This is a genomic window from Nostoc sp. PCC 9305 (genome assembly GCF_963920915.1).
Lineage (GTDB): Bacteria > Cyanobacteriota > Cyanobacteriia > Cyanobacteriales > Nostocaceae > Nostoc.
The window spans coordinates 15622-34056 of sequence record NZ_CAWUDN010000054.1 but is presented as its reverse complement, the minus strand read 5'-3'; the positions used below and the strand labels follow the sequence as shown (position 1 = coordinate 34056).

The 18435-nt window shown below is 40.5% G+C and carries 14 protein-coding genes and 1 tRNA gene; 6 read left to right on the top strand and 9 right to left on the bottom strand.

Annotated features, from left to right (window positions below; genetic code table 11):
- Nucleotides 1-156 precede the first annotated feature (156 nt).
- Nucleotides 157-230 (top strand) — tRNA-Val (locus tag ACM0OX_RS20220).
- Between the two features lie 162 nt (nucleotides 231-392).
- Here ACM0OX_RS20220 and ACM0OX_RS20215 read toward each other — a convergent pair.
- From ACM0OX_RS20215 to ACM0OX_RS20205, 3 genes are read right to left on the bottom strand one after another with little or no spacing between them, the layout of a single operon-like run.
- On the bottom strand, nucleotides 393-1790 hold the full coding sequence (locus ACM0OX_RS20215; protein WP_414516808.1) for a TniQ family protein: 1398 nt from the start codon (nucleotides 1788-1790) through the stop codon (nucleotides 393-395).
- The gene (locus ACM0OX_RS20210; RefSeq protein WP_414516807.1) at nucleotides 1780-2931 is read right to left on the bottom strand and encodes an ATP-binding protein; all 1152 of its coding nucleotides are present in this window, start codon (nucleotides 2929-2931) and stop codon (nucleotides 1780-1782) included. Before ACM0OX_RS20210 ends, ACM0OX_RS20215 begins: the two co-directional genes overlap by 11 nt.
- Before the next feature lie 2 nt (nucleotides 2932-2933).
- Entirely contained in the window at nucleotides 2934-5630 is a 2697-nt protein-coding gene (locus tag ACM0OX_RS20205) for a TnsA endonuclease C-terminal domain-containing protein (RefSeq protein WP_414516806.1), read from the bottom strand.
- A 173-nt stretch (nucleotides 5631-5803) separates the two neighbouring features.
- Between ACM0OX_RS20205 and ACM0OX_RS20200 the strand changes: the two genes are divergently transcribed.
- The gene (locus ACM0OX_RS20200) at nucleotides 5804-6064 is read left to right on the top strand and encodes a helix-turn-helix domain-containing protein (RefSeq protein ID WP_235115745.1); all 261 of its coding nucleotides are present in this window, start codon (nucleotides 5804-5806) and stop codon (nucleotides 6062-6064) included.
- Nucleotides 6065-6114: 50 nt separating this feature from the next.
- On the top strand, nucleotides 6115-7104 hold the full coding sequence (locus ACM0OX_RS20195) for a TniQ family protein (RefSeq protein WP_414516805.1): 990 nt from the start codon (nucleotides 6115-6117) through the stop codon (nucleotides 7102-7104).
- A 62-nt stretch (nucleotides 7105-7166) separates the two neighbouring features.
- On the opposite strand, the gene ACM0OX_RS20190 is transcribed toward ACM0OX_RS20195, so the two are convergent.
- The 6 genes from ACM0OX_RS20190 to ACM0OX_RS20165 all read right to left on the bottom strand — a co-directional run bounded on the left by ACM0OX_RS20190 (nucleotide 7167) and on the right by ACM0OX_RS20165 (nucleotide 14436).
- On the bottom strand, nucleotides 7167-8555 hold the full coding sequence (locus ACM0OX_RS20190; RefSeq protein ID WP_414516804.1) for a hypothetical protein: 1389 nt from the start codon (nucleotides 8553-8555) through the stop codon (nucleotides 7167-7169).
- The gene (locus tag ACM0OX_RS20185) at nucleotides 8552-8929 is read right to left on the bottom strand and encodes a hypothetical protein (RefSeq protein WP_414516803.1); all 378 of its coding nucleotides are present in this window, start codon (nucleotides 8927-8929) and stop codon (nucleotides 8552-8554) included. Before ACM0OX_RS20185 ends, ACM0OX_RS20190 begins: the two co-directional genes overlap by 4 nt.
- A gap of 3 nt (nucleotides 8930-8932) precedes the next feature.
- Nucleotides 8933-12991 carry a CHAT domain-containing protein gene (locus ACM0OX_RS20180; RefSeq protein ID WP_414516802.1) on the bottom strand — a complete coding sequence of 1353 codons (4059 nt, stop codon included), beginning with the start codon at nucleotides 12989-12991 and terminating at the stop codon, nucleotides 8933-8935.
- 266 nt (nucleotides 12992-13257) lie between these two features.
- Nucleotides 13258-13476, bottom strand: coding sequence for a hypothetical protein (locus tag ACM0OX_RS20175; RefSeq protein WP_414516801.1), 219 nt, complete (start codon nucleotides 13474-13476; stop codon nucleotides 13258-13260).
- A gap of 103 nt (nucleotides 13477-13579) precedes the next feature.
- Nucleotides 13580-13882, bottom strand: coding sequence for a helix-turn-helix domain-containing protein (locus tag ACM0OX_RS20170; protein ID WP_414516800.1), 303 nt, complete (start codon nucleotides 13880-13882; stop codon nucleotides 13580-13582).
- Nucleotides 13882-14436, bottom strand: a complete 555-nt coding sequence (locus ACM0OX_RS20165) for a hypothetical protein (RefSeq protein ID WP_414516799.1) — start codon at nucleotides 14434-14436, stop codon at nucleotides 13882-13884. The genes ACM0OX_RS20170 and ACM0OX_RS20165 overlap by 1 nt, the downstream gene beginning before the upstream one ends.
- A 172-nt stretch (nucleotides 14437-14608) precedes the next feature.
- Between ACM0OX_RS20165 and ACM0OX_RS20160 the strand changes: the two genes are divergently transcribed.
- From ACM0OX_RS20160 to ACM0OX_RS20150, 3 genes are all read left to right on the top strand, one after another.
- Nucleotides 14609-14779 carry a ribbon-helix-helix domain-containing protein gene (locus ACM0OX_RS20160; RefSeq protein WP_094348682.1) on the top strand — a complete coding sequence of 57 codons (171 nt, stop codon included), beginning with the start codon at nucleotides 14609-14611 and terminating at the stop codon, nucleotides 14777-14779.
- Between the two features lie 243 nt (nucleotides 14780-15022).
- Nucleotides 15023-17188, top strand: coding sequence for a type I restriction-modification system subunit M (locus ACM0OX_RS20155; protein WP_414516798.1), 2166 nt, complete (start codon nucleotides 15023-15025; stop codon nucleotides 17186-17188).
- Nucleotides 17185-18402, top strand: coding sequence for a restriction endonuclease subunit S (locus ACM0OX_RS20150; protein ID WP_414516797.1), 1218 nt, complete (start codon nucleotides 17185-17187; stop codon nucleotides 18400-18402). The genes ACM0OX_RS20155 and ACM0OX_RS20150 overlap by 4 nt, the downstream gene beginning before the upstream one ends.
- Nucleotides 18403-18435 lie beyond the last annotated feature (33 nt).

The window sequence follows — 18435 nt, the reverse complement described above, 5'->3', positions numbered from 1 at the left end:
GATTTGTAGCAAGTGGTGCAACCTTTTTACAAATCAAACAAATACTTCACATCATCTGCGCTTGATTACTTAGGGAGTGATAGAGTTTGTCTGATTTGGTATTTTATCTTGCTTTATCAGAGAAGTGTATGCTAATATTGATAATTGTGTGGTTAAGGACGTATAGCTCAGTTGGTTAGAGCGCTACGTTGACATCGTAGAGGTCACTGGTTCGAATCCAGTTACGTCCATTTAAAATCCATATACAGTAAGGGTTTCAGATGTGACTTTACCCATAACTTTGCCGCAACGGCAAGCTTATGGTTCCAATAAGGGGCGGCAAAGTTATGCTTCCAATTTTCCAGGTGTAAAGAAAGAAGCCAACTTACTCTGCCCTTTTAAGTCTAATAGCTTTACACTCCAATTTCACGTCGTGTTTCATTTAAAGCAGCACGAACCTGTTTGTAACGGAGATATCCAGGATGAGTCATTATTTCAGACACACGAGCTTCTGAGGGGTATTCTCCTTGATTATGCAACTTAAGTACAATCTGCTTAACTTCTCTGCAAGACTGCTGTATCTTTTCTGTGTGACATGCTTTACCATAACCACGGTATTTGGCAGAAATGGCACGGCATAAATCTGGAAAGTGGCTGAAAATTGTCCGCCTATTGTATCCTAAACCTGTAGCTACTTCTTCCATTGTCAGTGGTGGCTGGTTGTCGCTTGCAAGGATTGCTAGCAAGGTATCTTGTACTTGATTAGCGTCGAAAAGTTTTGGAGATGCTCTTAGTGTGGGCGATCGCCGAATGGTTTTGTGTGAGATTTTCGTAAAAGATTTAGCAGCAAGTTGTTCTGGTTTTAGTAAATCTAGTAGAGATATTTCTAAGCGATAACAAATTTTGAGAAGTATATCAAGCACTGGTAAAGCTTTACCCGTCTGCCACATCCATAAAGTATTCTTCGGTATTCCCATCAAACGGGCAAACTCAGCTATATTGCCATTAGTCACTGCATTTATGACTAGACTCAAAGATTTGGCAATTTCTTCTTTTGCTGGTGGGGAGTTAAAAGATGGGGTGGAAGAAATTAATTCTCCAATAACCTCTACTATCCAAGTTTGCGAATGTAATTCTTCTTTAGATAAAGTTGAGCAATCCGTAAGTTCTGAGGAGGACTTGACAGGAAGATTCATACCTAGCCAACCACCACACTTGGAACAGTAACCAGGCCGCGATCGCCAACTTAGTAGTGGTAATTTCTGCTGACAATGAGGACATTGCAAACGTAGATATATTTTGTGTAAAGGACATACTTTTACTGAATTTATAGTCCAAAGTAGTGGTTTATAAATTACTTGTTTAGCTAAACGCCATTCTTCGTAACATACAGTACACCAAGCACTTTTGGTACGAAACAAATTGCGCGTGGGAATAATTTCAGACCAAAATAGCAGGGTCAGCAAGTGCAAATCTTCTATAAGCGTTAGCTTCTGAAGTGCTTGTACTAAATCTATTGCTATATTTCCTGTACCATTTATAGCTGTGGCACGGTCGAAAAGAGAACGTAAATCTCTACTAGTTCGAGATTTCAAAAATATTTGTTTTAGTAGTGGTGTGATTGTTCGTGAAATTAATACATCTGGAGATATACAATGAGCCTCCGCTAATCTTTCTATATACCCTGTAAGGCTTTCCACCAGTTGTGTTCTAATTCCAATAGGATCTAATTGATACAAATGACTGCGAGATGGAATAGTAACCTTTTTTAGATCCCAAGATTCGTATGTTGTTAGTTCATTAGTTAACATCTTGCTGCACTCCAATAGGGTCTCTTTTTGGTTTGCGTTTGCCAACCTTTCCTGGCGGACGAGTAGTTTTTGGGGTTTCTTCTGGTAGCCCAATTGGTTTCATTCCCAGTCCTAAAAGAGAGCGTAAGTTTTGCACATCTGCTTCTGTTTCAGATAATTGTCGTTCACCCTCTTGAATTTCCTTGAACATTTTCTGACACTGAGAAACCGACAAAGCACGTTTTTGTAAATCTTTGAGAGTGATTGTTGTTGCTTCTCGATCTAGAGCATCTTTAAGAGCGCGTGTTAGCCAATCTTTCAGTGTGCCAATACATCCTAAAGTACGTTCGTAAAAATATTCCCAACGATCGACTAAATTTGGAGTTTCTGCTAGTGGCAGATGCTGTTGAAAAGTTAACAACACACTCTTAAAAGCCTGTACATCTTCTGGACTATCAGCACAATAACGGCGGAAATGAATATCAACACTACGACGTGAGAGTTGACCGCTTAAATTACGGAATGTAAGTAGTTCGTATGTTCCTAATAGACAGTGCAAGATTCCTGTCATATTTGCTAAAGATTTGAGACAGTCTAATTGATCTTGTAGCTTGTATCCGCTTGCCACCTTACCAAAATGTTGTGCTTCATCTACAAAAAATACGTCTGGATGACGATGGATGAGAGCATTTTCTAAAGCTCTGCGTAGAGCAGGTGCAACTACTTTTGACTCAACACTAATTTTGCCAAAATTATCGCGAGAGATACCACGCACACCGTAATCAAACTTGTGATCGATTAATGGTTCTTCCAAGGTAATTAAGGCGCGTGTGTAGTATTCTTTCCAGTTGAAGTATCTCGATTCTGGGGCTACAGCTTCAATACCAACAACAGGAACACGAGCGCGATCGCTTTCCAGTTTAGGTAATGCCAGTTCCTTTAATTTCTGCTCAACACGGAGCCACAAAGTTGTTTTACCGATACCGCTAGGGCCATAAACAAAGATAAATGATGCTCCTGCGGGTTCGGCAATTGTTCGCATGAGAATTTCATAGACTTCTTTAAGTCGAGGATGCGCTACGGTGTAATCCTTAAAGTAAGCAAGCCTTTCTGTAGTAGGTTGTGTGAGGAGTTCAAGAGGAAATCCATTAAGTCTTGTCATAATTAAAATTCCTCATACACTACAAGTGTTTCTGGGACGATCGCTTCGTCTTCATCCGCTTGAGAATCGGTATTAGCAAAAGTAACTTGAATAAGTTTTGGTTGTTCGTTACGGCTTGTTGTCGCTTTTCCACCCTCAATTACTCTAAAGACTTCCTTAACTTCTGCATCATAGGAACGCTGTTCTAATAGAGCTTCTTGAGCTTCTACCGATGCTAAAAATTCTGCTAAATTCTTAGCCGAAACTTTAGATTGTTGTGCATGATTTGAAGAGCGTTTGCGTAATTCGATACTAGCTAACTTCAATTCTTTTTCTGAACGACCTTGGAGTTCTGCATAATATTGAGAGATACACTGTACCCACTGTCCTCGAACAAAGGCGTAAGCGATACCAATATTAAACGGGTCGTATCTTATCTGCACAGAGGTATTTTCAATTTGAGGATCGCGGAAACTATTAGACCAGTAGTAGATTGAGTTAATTTTTACGCCACGTCCGACTTGAACTTTTGCTTTTCCCTCTGAGGTTGTAGGTAAAGTAAGAATCTGAAAGTTTTCATCGTAAGGAATCATGCGGTGAACCCGACTGCCTCCAATCGCTATACCCGCAGCAAACGCATCCCTCGGACTCTGGAAAAGTGCCGGATGTTCGTCTGTATCGTAAACTTTGTAAGCCCAAGCACAAAGATATTCATAAAGTAAACCAAGTGTCCATACAGCTTGATTTTTAGGGTTAACTGACTTTGTGACTTGGCGGACATTACGAGTTATTTGTGTATTACCGAGTAAGTTATGGACAAATTGAGTATTGGAAGTTCCAAATAGGCGTTCGCAAACCGAACCAAAACGAGCTTTGGCTGGGGGTCTTTGCTTTTTTGTACATTCAAAAGTAGCTAGTAGTGTTTCAAAATAAACGCTGTGAAACTCTGCACCGTTATCTACCACTAAAATTTGGGGAAGCCTGCCGTGACGCTTGACACAAATTCTTAGCACCATTAAGCAAGAACGATATGAGGGTGAGTCAAACGTTAGGTAAACTGCCAGCAATCGCCGTGAATAAGCATCTACGAGAAATGTTGCCCAAGGTCTGCCAAGATTGCGACCTGTATCAGAGCAAACTAGCTCTACATCTAACTCAGTATGATCTATATGCCCAATTTCAAAAGGGCGATCGCCGTGTCTTGGGGTAGTTATAGCAAGTTCCCAATAGAAGGATTCATGCTGATAAGCGGCACGACGACCTTGGCGTTTTTTAGTCTGTTCGTAACCAGTCCGGCGTTGTACTTCTTTGGTAAATGCTTTATAGCTCGGAGCAATTACACCAGCTTGTTCGCAAGCTCGAACTAAAGCCGCGTGAACCTCCCACATTCTTTTTTGTTTAAGAGTTTCATAGTCTTCTAAAATAAACTTCTCCATAATTGCTAAGGTGTCTTCGGGCAGCTTGCGCTGACGATTACCTTTAACACTGCGATGGGACAAAAGCCCAATGTAGCCGCAACCGTATTTTTGAATTGCAGTTAGATATTTAGCTTTCCAGTCACGAATGGTACGGGCTGGTATTGTTTCGTTTTCTGGGGGATGGCCCTTTAAGTAAGGTTCGATAGTTCTGTAGCGTTCAAGAGCTTCTGCTTGGTCTTCAGGACTAGCTTGATAAAATCGCTGGCAAGATTCTGTGCTAATAGCTGTTTTTTCTGGTGTTTGGAGACTTGTGATTTTTCCTTGGCGAACCAGATTCTCAAATATAGCTTTTTTGAGTTCAATTAACTGATTATTTTCTGCGCCAAGTATAACCTCTGTTTCTCCAACATGGATGATATTTAAACCTTTGCCGTCCCAACTAACAAGCGTTCCGGTAACAATATTGACTACAGGAGAGATAGCCGGAAGACTTACACTTGGTTGCTCAACCAGTAATCTATAAGCACTAGCAGTTTGTTCGTCACGGAAGATTAGACATCTTTCTGGTTCAGCAAGTGGTGTAGCATTTAAATCAATATAGATTTGCTCTTGAGTAATTAAGGTGTAGATATCGTCAGATTTAGCTCCTGTTAACCGATTGAGTAATTCTGCTAAAGTGATTCCTGGTTGAGATGACACAACTGCAAGTAATGATTGAGCGATCGCTTCTTCCACTACTAGAGATTCTGAGCGATAATAATCTTCTAAAAATTGCAGATTACGTTGCAGAACCCAATTGATTTCGCGATCTGAGCGAATGCGGTAATAAAGCCCAAACTGGTTAGCATAGTCTTCTCCTGGCGGACAATGCCATTGATTATCTTCTTGAGAGTAAAAGTAACGATTGGGGTTTTTCTCTGCTAGTTTTTTCAAATCATGCTCAGTTTTACATTCTTCCCAACCAGCCGAATTGGTTCGGATGACAAATAAATCTGGGGTGTGTAAAATGCCTAATCTACGTCCGTTACTTGCTTGATAGTCAAGTTTAATTTGCGGTGGTTGATCGTAGAATTCTAGAACATCTTCATCATGTTCTAACTGATAGATAATTGGCAGTTCAACCCGATGAGACTCAAATTGAATCGTGACTCCCATCTTGCGACTAGGGTAGCGTCCCGAAACATTCTTACTACCGCCACCAACGCGACGGGATGGCTCAGATGAGCGAACTTTCTCAATAATTTTTTGCCCTGCCTCGGATATTTGAAGGCGAGCAACCCATTGTTCAAATTGCTCTTTCATATACTCCTTAGTAAGCGCAAAGCGCTTTATTTTATGAATCTATCAAAATAAGACCATAAAGTTAGGAACTTGCTTGCTTGATGCTATACTACTTAACTTTATAACACTTATATTGTGCAAAAGTCCACTTATAGTAGATAGATTTAATGGTGATACTGGTTCAGTATTGTTTTGTGACGCAAAAACACCCCAGTATTGAGTACCGCTTTGGCAAAGCCATTAGGCGGCGAAGGCGAGAGTTAGATTTATCCCAAGAAGAACTGGCTGAAAAGTCAGGACTTCATCGCAACTACATCTCAGGAATCGAAACCGGAGAGCGTAACCCTTCGTTAAAAAATATTGTTAAGTTAGCCGCAGCTTTGGAGATATCTGTCTCCGACCTCTTTGTTAATTACGGCATCGAGGTTAAGAGTGAATCGGAAACTAATCCCTAAAATTTAGCTGTTAAAACTAAAGTACCAGCGTTTAGGTTAATCCAAGAGGGATGACAATTTACTCAGAACATTGGAGTTTAAAACCTCCAGAAATCCCGCAACGGAGTCGGTTATTCTCTCTTGAACCTGTGGCGGTGGGAACTCCCTACGCAGAAAGTCTTAGTAGCTATCTCCATCGTTTAGCACAGGCGCACTGTTTAACCTCTCAAAAGCTCGTTATGGGAGAAATTGCGCCACTTATCCTCATCTTTGAGGATAAATCTGAGCTATTGACAAAAAACCTGAGTCACTTATTGGGAAATAGCGATGCTAAACCGGCTATTAACGGAATGCGAGAAATGACAGAAAAGTTAGTCACTGTCTTAGAAGAGTTAACAATGCGTCAGGATTTACGCTTTTTGACCCTTTTAAGCTGGAAAGGAATGATTTATGACAAGGGATTATTTCGGAACTATCGCGCTTGGTGTCCTTGTTGTTGGGAAGAGTGGATGCAGGAGAACAAAACTATCTATGAACCATTATCATGGTCATTTAAGGATGTAGAATTTTGTTTGATTCACAAACAGCGATTAATAGAAGAATGTCCTCATTGTGGTGCCCGTTTACCTGTGATGGCTAGGTTTTCACCTGCGGGATTTTGCTCTCGTTGTTACGGGTGGTTAGGGCAAGAAATTAAAGGCGAAGAGGAAATAGAGAAATATCAAGTTAATATTCAAGGAATTAGCGAATTAATTGCACTTACTCCCCAATTAGGTTACAAACCCATCCCAATCGAGTTAACGCGAAAATTACAATTGATTTTGTTAGTGTTTGAACAAGCAATTGGAAAGGATGTGAAGTTATTGGGAGATTTAGGGGGAATCATGGAATCGTTGAGGATAGCCTCAAGAACAAATCAAAGTCAACCTTATCATTTAGTGAAGTTGATTATTCCTGTGTGCGAGAAGGCGAAGATTAGTGTATCCCAGTTGTTTGGGTCAGATTTTAAGGAATTGGGCAAGATATTGTTCGGGAATTTTAGTCTGGAATTAAAGTTGTAGAAGTTTAGTATAAACGCCTAATTTTTCCTCATGTTTACATTGTATGGGTTAGATAACTTATCCTAACGCCACTTACGTTTAGTAACCCACCACGCTATCAACCAAAAAAAGGCTGTAGCTAGAAAACTCAACAGCAAGGATGATACCAAGGGGTGAAGTGGGTACTTGAAATTAATTGGTGCGAATGGTTTATCTATGTGTCCGGTAACAACACCAGAAACTATTGCTCCGCCACCAAAGGCTATACCTAATACTTGGATTGTGCGTTCTAAAGAGCGATCGCTCTCTGCTTGTTCTGTTTCTACTACACCTCTAATTGTATCAACTAACTGCCCAAATAATTCTTTACCTGGAGCAAGATAGTCAATATCTGTTTGAATTTGTTTTTGCCATTTTTGACACTCTTTGTTGAAAAAATCTTCCCAAGATTGGGGAATATTGCCGTTATTAATGGCTTTAATATTATCCAAGCAGGTTTTGTAATTAGTAATGTTAGTAGTAATTGCTGTATGGTGGGTTTCTAAATCTTGATAGCATCTGGTGTAGTCTAAGCTTGTTTGCGGAACTTGGGATATTAAGTTTTTTAATGCAGATAAATTTGGTTGATTTGCAGTTAGCAGATTGTTAAATTGTTGGATTTTATTTTCTAAATCGCTGTAAATTTTTCTCCCTTCTCCATAGCGTTGACGCGCTAGTTGATAAATATAAAGGATTTTATGATAGATACAAAGTAAGTTCAATAACCAGTCATACGCTGCTGTTGCGAGTTGTGCTGTTGGTGACTGATTATTATTGATAACTATTAAAATCTGACACTGTTTAGCAGGGTTATCTGGTGCATTGGTGTCAAGTGCTTGGTATTCAAATAATAAACTCTCAAACAGTTCTCTCTTGTGTATTAATGTGGGAGAATTTAAACTAGTTCCTGCTACTAAGGCTATGGCAATTTTTTGTGCTAAAGTCTCACAATCTTCACTGGGTTCTACTTCTCCATAAACTGATAATGTTTGTCCTAATGATGCTTGAATATTAGCGGGTAATAAAGATTGGGGTTGAAAATGTTGCAGTTGGGGGATGTCTATTTCGGTGTTTGGTAATTCGGGAAATAAAGTTAAATCAACAGCGTAGGTGTCATTAAGTAAGAATGGCTGAAGATTAGCGTTAATGTTAAATCCGGCTGGGGTGGGGAGACTACCTAAGTCTAAATCTTTTCCTGAAATGCTTAACCATTCACTTTTGATGGCTATTTCTTGCTGGGGTGTGTATACACCATGATGATAAGAAACTAGTTTTGAGCGCAAATCTTTTAAGCCGGGAAAGGTAAGGGTATTCTCTCCCAATTTCACAAAATTGTCCCATAATAAATGGGCATCTGCCACAACTTCATCAGGAAGATGGGTGAGGGTGTGGCGGAGATGAAAGGCGTAGAGACTGAGGCTAAAATTCTTCACTGTGTTGGTTGAGATTTTGGCTTGTCTGATAAAGGCGCGTTGTGTTTAATAGCATTGTCTAACAATTCCTTTGAGGATGGGCTGGGTTTATCTGGTGGTGTCTGTGATTTACTGTTAGCTATCCCTAAGTTTTTACCTACATCAATAGAAGATTCAGCAGTAATTATTTCGAGGTTTTCTTCGTAAGCTGCTAACAGTTGACTGCGAGATGCTGCTTGTAACCAATCCTCTAATGTTTCGGCAATTTCTTCATCGTCATCTTCTGGGAAATTGCTAGATATTTCTTGTAATTCTTCCCAATCTAGTAAAGAAATTAACTGTGATTGTGAATTAAGTATTTGAATAAAGGCTTGGATGCTATTTTGAGATGACATTTGTTAAACTCCTTTACCTGTGTGATAAAAAGCAGCCCAATAAAAAGGTGACTCAAAGGGTGGTGTAGATTCTCCTTTGTCTTTGGCGATTTCAGTCAAGTGTTTATATATTCCTATCTGACAATCTAGACGTAATGATGATTTAGGTAGCCAATCTTGAAAGCCTTTGGTTGTTGTATTTCTTAACCAGCGTTGTGCTGCGTTTAAGGCTAATACAATATTAGTTTGCTGCTGTAGTTCTTCGTAAAATTTCATCATGAATAAGGCTGTAGCTGTAGCACTGACAGTCCAAAGGCTGCTGACTACATTGGTGCTACCTGCTAACAAAAAGCCACTGGGTAAACCTATGTATTCGTCACTGGTGTTTCTGGAATCTATCATCCCAGTTTCGCAAGCTGAAAGGGTGACTAGGTGACAGTTTGCTAATTTGAAGTGAGCGATGATCTCTGTTAAAGTTAGGTTTGCGTCGGCTAATTGTAAGCCGGAATCTTGGGGAGAGTTAGGGTTGAAGTAGCCGTGACAGAAGAAAAAGATATTGTTCGCTTGGCGTAATTCTGGGTTGAGGGTGGTGTGATGATTTTCATCAACATGGAGAATTGCTGATTTGTTAGCTTTGGCTTTTTTGATAATATGAGCTTGAGTAAATTTCTTTTTGATGGCGGCGACTGCACCTAAGTCTTTTTCGTAGTCTTGATATAAATCTGCTGTGGGGTTCTGCACAGCAAATAAGGATTTTAATAATGATTGAGATTCAGGATGTTGACGCAATTGCACTTGTTGTAAGATTTGACAACTAGGTGCATAGCTTACGCCTTTGGGGAATAAGTCAATTAAGTATGATGATTTGATGGGTAAAGCATGGAGAGGGAATAGGTGTAAAAAGCGATGAGGAATGAGAATTAATCTTTGGCATTGTTCGGGAATGTGGGCTAATATTTCTTCAATGTGCAGAATTTCTGCTAACTTGTTCAGGCGTGTTTCTAGTTGATTCTGCCATTGGATTTTATTTTCGTCTTCTGGGTTGTAGTAATCATTTAAATATTCATTATTCCAATTAAATAGTGCGTTTAATTCGGCTGTTGTTGATTGCCAATAGACTAATTGTTGTCCGTGAGGTTTGATGATAAATGTGAGAATTGTATCTGTGGCAATGTACCATTCTATAACTGCTGTATTTGCATCTAAAGTTTCTGGGAATTTATCAAACTTGAAACTAGAACCAATAGGCAGATATTGATCTTGTAAGTTGTTGCGTTGCTGTCGCAATTCTTGGAGACGTTCTGCTAAGTCTTGGGGATTTTCCGCTTTACCATTTTGGATTTGATATTGTCCTGCGGCTATTTCATCTCTGTATGTTTCTAGTTGAGTGACAACATCTGGAGGGAAGATGGTTTTAGCGTCACGTTCCAGGATTTGCTCAACTAAACTGCGAGTTTTACTACGTTCAACATATTCAATTGCTTCAGTAATATTATCTAATTGCAAACAAACTTTTACCATGCAGCTATAAACTTTGTTAAAATTCTCCGCTTGTTTGCGTTTGCTTTCTTCACCAGATATTATTTCTTCTCGTAAAGATTCTACTGTGTCAATGGAAGACTTAAAAGTATTGTATGCTAAGTCAAACTTATTTGCGTCTTGGTAATTAATTCCCAGTCCAAACAAAATTTCTGCATGATCTTCAGGCAGAGCTTCTCTGGTATAGACAGTTAAAGCAGCAATGAAAGCCGCGATCGCTTTTTCGATGTTATCTGCCTTGTCTCCTTTAATTCTAACGCTGTAGGCAGCTGCAAGATTATTTTGCGCTGCTGCCCAATCAACAGGCAAAGCGTCTCTGGTGTAGACAGTTAAAGCAGCAGTATAAGACGCGATTGCCTGTTCGATGTTATCTACCTTGTCGCCTTTAATTCTATCCCTGTAGGCAATTGCAAGATTATTTTGCGTTGCTGCCCAATCAACAGGCAAAGCTTCTTTGGTATAGACAGTTAAAGCAGCAGTAAAAGCAGCGATCGCCTGTTCGATGTTATTTGCTTTGTCTCCTTTAATTCTATTTTTGTAGGCAATTGCGAGATTATTTTGCGTCATTGCCCAATTTTGAGGCAAAGCTTCTCTGGTATGGACAGTTAAAGCAGCATTATAAGCAGCGATCGCTTTTTCGATGTTATCTACCTTGTCTCGTTTAATTCTATCCCTGTAGGCATTTGCGAGATTATGTTGCGTTGCTGCCCAATTTTGAGGCAAAGCTTCTTTGGTATAGACAGTTAAAGCAGCAGTATAAGACGCGATTGCCTGTTCGATGTTATCTGCCTTGTCTCCTTTAATTCTATTCTTGTAGGCAATTGCAAGATTACTTTGCGTCATTGCCCAATCAACGGGCAAAGCTTCTCTGGTGTAGACAGTTAAAGCAGCAGTATAAGACGCGATTGCCTGTTCGATGTTATCTGCCTTGTCTCCTTTAATTCTATCGCTGTAGGCAAGTCCAAGATTATTTTGCGTTGCTGCCCAATTTTGAGGCAAAGCTTCTCTGGTGTAGACAGTTAAAGCAGCAGTAGAAGCAGCGATTGCCTGTTCGATGTTATCTGCCTTGTCTCCTTTAATTCTATCCCTGTAGGCATTTGCGAGATTATTTTGCGTTGCTGCCCAATCAACAGGCAAAGCTTCTTTGGTTCTGACAGTTAAAGCCGCAGTATAAGACGCGATCGCTTTTTCGATGTTATCTGCCTTGTCTCCTTTAATTCTATCCCTGTAGGCAGTTGCGAGATTATCTTGCGTCATTGCCCAATTTTGAGGCAAAGCTTCTCTGGTGTAGACAGTTAAAACAGCAGTAAAAGCAGCGATTGCCTGTTCAATGTTATCTGCTTTGTCGCCTTTAATTCTATCGCTGTAGGCAGTTGCGAGATTATGTTGCGTTGCTGCCCAATTTTGAGGCAAAGCTTCTCTGGTTCTGACAGTTAAAGCAGCAGTATAAGCAGCGATTGCCTGTTCAATGTTATCTGCCTTGTCTCCTTTAATTCTAACGCTGTAGGCAGTTGCGAGATTATTTTGCGCTGCTGCCCAATCAACAGGCAAAGCTTCTCTGGTAAAGACAGTTAAAGCAGCAGTAGAAGCAGCGATTGCCTGTTCAATGTTATCTGCCTTGTCTCCTTTAATTCTAACGCTGTAGGCAGTTGCAAGATTATTTTGCGCTGCTGCCCAATTTTGAGGCAAAGCTTCTCTGGTGTAGACAGTTAAAGCAGCAGTAAAAGCAGCAATCACTTTTTCGATGTTATTTGCTTTGTCTCCTTTAATTCTCTCCCAGTAGGCATTTGCGAGATTATTTTGCGTTGCTGCCCAATTTTGAGGCAAAGCTTCTCTGGTGTAGACAGTTAAAGCAGCAGTAAAAGCAGCAATCACTTTTTCAATGTTATTTGCTTTGTCTCCTTTAATTCTCTCCCTGTAGGCATTTGCGAGATTATTTTGCGTCATTGCCCAATTTTGAGGCAAAGCTTCTTTAGTGTAGACTATCAACACGACTTCATAGCCAGTAATGGCAATTTCTATATTGCTGGCTTTGTTAACCAAAGGTAATACAGCCATTAGATTGCTAAATTCATATATCACTCCTGCTATGTATTTCGCCTCATCTGCTTGGACTTCTATAAGTTTATTTGTCCCCCAACGACGCAATATTTCTGCAAAAACCCCGTCAAGTTTGTCTGTATTCTTTGCCAGCAAAGGGTAAATTACTCGCACGTCACCTTTACTTTTTGCGGTTACTTGCAGTAACTGCATCAATAATTGGAGATATGCTTGTTTCTTTTCCTCACTGAGAGATTGCAAATCTACTTTATTATCTAGATTTAACGCTTCCCCTAGTTGCATTGCCAAATTTCGCAACCAATTCGCTGTATTCTCATCCCTTTGCTGCGAAAACGTCTGTGCTACTGCTTTTATTGTTTGCAAGAAGCCAATATCTACTAATTCTTGGTTTGCTGCCAAAGTTTCTTGGAATTCATCGTTAGCAGGGCAATTCAACAGGCGTTGAATGAGATTGAGATAGGCTTGCTGTCGCTGTTCATTCATGGGTAAGGGTGTGAGACGCAACTAGATCATAAGAAAAATTCAACACCAACACCCTAAATTCCAGAAAAATGTAGGTAGAATTTCATCACAAATGATGTGTTTCTGACAATGAAAGAACCTCGTGGATAAGCATTTTTTACTTGTGAACAGACAATATACTGATTTTGCGATCGCCCAGTGCCAGTTTCAGGTGACAGATGCGATCGCTTAATTGTTGATGAGTGCGATCGCTGATTGTTGATTCTAGCGATCGCCCAGTCGCAGTTTCAGGTAATAGAAGGATGCGACTTTAAAGCAGTCAAGTCTTGTTGCTCTAACACCACATTGAAAATTAGTGTAAAACTGACGCTGGGGATGAGTCGGCGCAAAACTTGTAAATGCGCTTCGGCATCGCTGCGGCGACGAAAACGAGCTACAATCTGGTTTTGCATATTAGGTTTAAGTCGAACTATACACCAAGGACTGAGCTTTTCAAGGTAGGTCATCGAATTCTCCTAATAAAATCTGTAATTTCCAAGACAAAAGCCAGCCTACTGTGACGGTGGCTGGCAAGAAATATCAAATTGATATTGAAATTAGATTCAATTCCTACTCACTCTTGTCTGGAAAACAAAGCTTCTGCAACACTTCTTCGGGGATATCCTCAAAATGTTCCAGCAAAAAGTTCATCAGCGCCAGGTGGCGTAAATCGGTAGGCATGGGACGGCGGTAGTTTTTACCTCTAGCAAACCAGCGCCGAACCGTGGACAGGGAACGATCGCAAATCTGAGCCATTTCTTCGTAGTTCACCTGCCACTTGGCGTAAAACTGCTTGGGAGTCATTCCCAATTGACAGTAAGTGTAGAGTTGCATCAAATCTTGCTCTCGCTGCTTGAGTGGATGAGGATTCATTAGTCTGTCTCCTCGCTTATTGGTTCTAAATCCTCTTCCCAAGCAATATCGGCAGATATCCAAGCAGCACTGGGGCTATCTTTGCTCAACCAAATCAAGTAGCACCAACTCCAGCAGCAGCGATCGCAAGCATTGCTATAAAATCGACCAATGACAATACCCCAGTCAGTATTGCTTTCTGTAGAGAGCCAACGCAAGCGATCGCCATATAAAAATCTCGGTGTCTTGGCTACATCGGGAAAGTTACCGGGAAGCTCAATAGATACGTCTGGGCATTTGAGGTTAATCAAGCTTGGGACTATATCTTGGTTACTGTGCCGGATGAGATTGAGATAAGCGGCAATCAACTTACCATTGATGCTGTAAGTTAATTGAGAAATCAGAATCGCAGCTAGACTTTCTATTTCTTGCTGCTGGAGTTGTATCCAGGCACTATCAAAGTCAGCATCAGAGTAGTTGTTGAGCTTTGCCAGTAATTCTGTGATGCCGAAATCATCTAAAGCTTGTTGATAAGCTCTGTGTTGATCTGTTTTGTAGCTAACAGGCTTTAACATGGAAAATGTCTCCTGTGATATGGGGGCCAAAAGCCAGCATCCGCCCTGAGAAAGTTGATGGCTGGCTTTTGACTTATCAGTAATTATACGCTAAAATAAAGTGTTTCTGTGTTAATCAATGTGTTTTAATGTATTTAAAGTAAAAACACACTAAATTGCTTATGATAATGAAATGGGAAAAGTAACTGTAACTCTTTATATGGAAGAAGAAGACAAAGAAGCCCTGCAATTTTTGGCTGATGCAGAGGAGCGTTCTTTGTCTCAGATGGCAGTGTTAATCGTGAAACGAGCAATTAAACAAGCTCAGACTGAGGGCAAAATTCCACCAAGTCAGGGGAAATGAGGTGTAAACGCTTAGTGGCTTTGACAAGTCAAAGCATAGTGTGTCAAAAGTATTTTTGCTTATCGTCTTTGGGACGTTATTTTAGGTTAAAAAATTCCGATCGCGGAATTAAACATGCTAAGTATACTTGTTTGGGCTAGCGGAAAAAATAACAGATTCCCTGGTTGTGAAAACAGTTAATATGTAAACTCATAATTTTTTAGGCGAAATAGACAGTCATATCGCCTAAGTCGCTAACAAACTATGCTCAATATCAGTCAACTTGAATCTTCGCTGTGGGAAGCCGCAGACCAACTCCGTGCTAACTCCAAACTCAATGCTAATGAATACAGTATGCCCGTACTGGGGCTAATCTTTCTTCGCCATGCGACAAATCGCTTCAATGCTGTCAAAGCGGAGATTGAAAAGGGTTTATCCTCGCGGGGTGGAAAAAAACGCCCGATTACCATAGATGACTTTAAAGGAAAGTCAGCAATTTTTTTACCAATTGAGGCTCAATACGATCGCATCTTGAATTTGGCAGAAAACGCAGATATTGGCAAGGCAATCAATGCAGCGATGAAAGCGATTGAGGATGAAACTCAGATGTTGCAAGGGGTGTTACCGAAGGAGTACACCAGTTTTGAGCAAGATTTGCTGTATAACTTAGTGCGAATTTTTGACCGGGAGGAGTTGCGTACAGCTACGGGTGATGTGTTTGGGCGAATTTATGAGTATTTTTTGAATAAGTTTGCCATGAGTGGCGCACAGGAAGGAGGAGAATTTTTTACACCGCCTTCTTTGGTACGCACGATTGTAAATATGATTGAACCTGACCGGGGAAATGTTTTAGACCCTGCTTGCGGTAGTGCGGGTATGTTTGTGCAGACGGGACATTTTGTGGAAAATCGCGGTGAGGATGCGGCTGCAAAGATTACTTTTTACGGACAGGAAAAATCCGATACTAACACCCGTTTGGCGCGAATGAATTTAGCGGTTCACGGTTTAGAAGGGATTATTCGCCAGGGTAATACTTTTTACGATCGCTGGGAAGAGTTGCTGGGTCAATGTGATTTTGTGATGTCTAATCCGCCGTTTAATGTGGATGGTGTGAGTCCAGAGAAGGTGAAGACTGACTCCCGGCTGTTTACTGAAAAAAAGATACCGGGAATTGCTGCGAAAACTAAAGCAGTGAGCAATGCAAATTACCTCTGGATACAGTATTTTTACAGCTATTTAAATGAGCGAGGTAGAGCCGGGTTTGTGATGGCGAGTTCGGCATCGGATGCGGGACATGGGGAGAAGGAGATTCGAGAGGAGTTAATCGCCACCCAAGCGGTGGATATGATTATCTCTATTGGAACGAACTTTTTTTACACGAAATCTCTACCTTGTACATTGTGGTTTTTCGACAAGGGAAAACCAGCAGAACGCCAAGACAAAGTGTTGATGATTGATGCGCGGAATGTTTACCGGGTGGTGACGCGCAAAATCCGCGATTTTAGTGAAGAACAACTCCAGAATATCACTGCGATCGCTTGGTTGTATCGCGGTCAGCAGGAACGTTATTTAGGGTTGGTGGGGGATTATTTAAATAAGACGCACCAAGAAGCAGCGACTATTGCAGGTGCGTTGACACAGTTGGAGTCACCGTTAGCTAAGTTGACGCAGATGTTGGAGACTTTTAGCGATCGTCTTGGGGCTTCGCTTCCTTTATTGAAGGATTTACCCGAAGTTGAGGGATTAGTTGCTGAAGATATCGCCAATCAGAATATAGAGACTTTCCGCGCTACTTTGTCTGAGTTGGAGGCGGGAATTCAAGAATTTACTGCGGCGAGAGTTGGTTTAATTGGTGAGTTACAAGTGCATCTTGCATGGTTTGCAACTCAAGCTGAGTCACTTTCTACTAATGAAGGGCAAAAAGTCTGTGCAGCAAGGTTTGCACTTTTTATTCCTCAATTGAAAACTCTGCAAAAGTACATCAACGAAGTGCATAAAGTCGGTACTCGCGCTGTGGAACTGGCGGAGAAAAAGCTAGAAGCGCGGAAACAGGATATTTGGGATGGGAAGGAAGTTAAAAAACAACGTGATGCACTAGATATAGTGCGAGATCAGGCTATTTCTGCTATTAAGTCTACGCTGTATGTGAAAGCACAAGTTACCTGGTTACAATCTCGCTTTCCCGAAGCGGTGTTTGTGGATGTACCAGGGTTGTGTAAGGTGGTAACGCGGGATGAAATAACCCAGCAGGATAGTAGTTTAACACCTGGGCGTTATGTTGGTGTGACCGCTTTAGATGGGGAAGATGAGGAGGATTTTGAGGAGAGAATGCGGGAAATTCATTTAGAGTTGGCGAGTTTGAATGAGGAAGCGGTGGAGTTAGCGGCGAGTATTGCGGCGAATTTTGAGGAGTTGACAATAATAGGATGAGTTGGTCAATTGTAGAACTGGGAGATTTAGCAGAATTCAGAAATGGTATTAACTATAATCAAACAAATTTTGGTACTGGGATAAAGGTTATTGGTGTAGTAAACTTTCAAAACTATATTAAGCCTCGGTATAACGAATTAGAAGAAGTTAATCCTGAAGGAGTAGTTAAAGATGAAGATATAGTCCGAGATAATGATATTTTATTTGTTCGCTCTAATGGAAATAAAGATTTAATTGGTCGAAGTTTGTTTATAGAATCTCCTCCAGAACCAATTACATTTTCAGGTTTCTGCATTCGTACAAGATTTACTTCAAATCAAGCATTTCCTAGATTTTTTGCATATCTTTTCAGGTCAGACCTGATCCGACAAACTCTATCAGCCTATGGTGGAGGTACGAATATTGCAAATCTCAATCAAAAAATTCTTAGTCGCTTACAAGTTCCCCTTCCCCCAGTTGCAACCCAACAACGCATAGCTGACATTCTCTCAACCTACGATCGCCTCATCGACAACAACAACCGCCGAATAGCACTGCTGGAAGAGTCCATCCAGCAGCTTTACAAAGAATGGTTTGTGCGATCGCGCTTCCCTGGCTACGAGTCAGTAAAGATAATTGATGGCATTCCAGAGGGGTGGAATATGGGATATCTCCCCAATCTATGCTCTAAGCTTATGGATGGAACACATGATAGTCCAAAAGCAACAGAAGATGGGTATTATCTGGTTACAGGTAAACATATTATTAATGGATTTATAGACTTTTCAAAGTGTTACTTCATTTCTCCTGAAGAACATCAGAAAGTCATGAAAAGAAGCCGTCCAGAGAAAGGAGATATTATATTTTCTAATATTGGAACTCTTGGGACTATTGCATTAGTTGACCAAGATTTTGAATTTAGCATTAAAAACGTTGCTTTATTTAAACCACTTAAAAAATTCTACTCAAGCTTTTTATATGTTCATCTATCTGATGATAATACATTAATATCAATGTCTCAGAAAGCATCTGGCACTTCTCAAAAGTTTTTTAGCCTAAAGTTTTTGAGAAACTCAGATATCTTAATTCCTCCAGATGACATTATTATTCAATTTGATAACTTTGCTAGACTTATACTAGAGCAACGCTCCTTACTTAATAAAAACAATCAAAGACTTAAGGAAGCCCGCGATTTACTCCTTCCTCGCCTGATGAACGGAAGCATCGCCGTGTAGAAAACAAATAGCGATCGTCTCACCGTGTAGAAA

What these genes read in the sequence shown, in the direction of transcription:
- ACM0OX_RS20195 (WP_414516805.1), top strand. Translation starts at nt 6,115, where the DNA reads ATGACAATTTACTCAGAACATTGGAGTTTAAAACCTCCAGAAATCCCG.
- ACM0OX_RS20160 (WP_094348682.1), top strand. Translation starts at nt 14,609, where the DNA reads ATGGGAAAAGTAACTGTAACTCTTTATATGGAAGAAGAAGACAAAGAA.
- ACM0OX_RS20175 (WP_414516801.1), bottom strand. Translation starts at nt 13,476, where the DNA reads ATGACCTACCTTGAAAAGCTCAGTCCTTGGTGTATAGTTCGACTTAAA.
- ACM0OX_RS20155 (WP_414516798.1), top strand. Translation starts at nt 15,023, where the DNA reads ATGCTCAATATCAGTCAACTTGAATCTTCGCTGTGGGAAGCCGCAGAC.
- ACM0OX_RS20210 (WP_414516807.1), bottom strand. Translation starts at nt 2,931, where the DNA reads ATGACAAGACTTAATGGATTTCCTCTTGAACTCCTCACACAACCTACT.
- ACM0OX_RS20215 (WP_414516808.1), bottom strand. Translation starts at nt 1,790, where the DNA reads ATGTTAACTAATGAACTAACAACATACGAATCTTGGGATCTAAAAAAG.
- ACM0OX_RS20205 (WP_414516806.1), bottom strand. Translation starts at nt 5,630, where the DNA reads ATGAAAGAGCAATTTGAACAATGGGTTGCTCGCCTTCAAATATCCGAG.
- ACM0OX_RS20150 (WP_414516797.1), top strand. Translation starts at nt 17,185, where the DNA reads ATGAGTTGGTCAATTGTAGAACTGGGAGATTTAGCAGAATTCAGAAAT.
- ACM0OX_RS20180 (WP_414516802.1), bottom strand. Translation starts at nt 12,991, where the DNA reads ATGAATGAACAGCGACAGCAAGCCTATCTCAATCTCATTCAACGCCTG.
- ACM0OX_RS20170 (WP_414516800.1), bottom strand. Translation starts at nt 13,882, where the DNA reads ATGAATCCTCATCCACTCAAGCAGCGAGAGCAAGATTTGATGCAACTC.
- ACM0OX_RS20165 (WP_414516799.1), bottom strand. Translation starts at nt 14,436, where the DNA reads ATGTTAAAGCCTGTTAGCTACAAAACAGATCAACACAGAGCTTATCAA.
- ACM0OX_RS20185 (WP_414516803.1), bottom strand. Translation starts at nt 8,929, where the DNA reads ATGTCATCTCAAAATAGCATCCAAGCCTTTATTCAAATACTTAATTCA.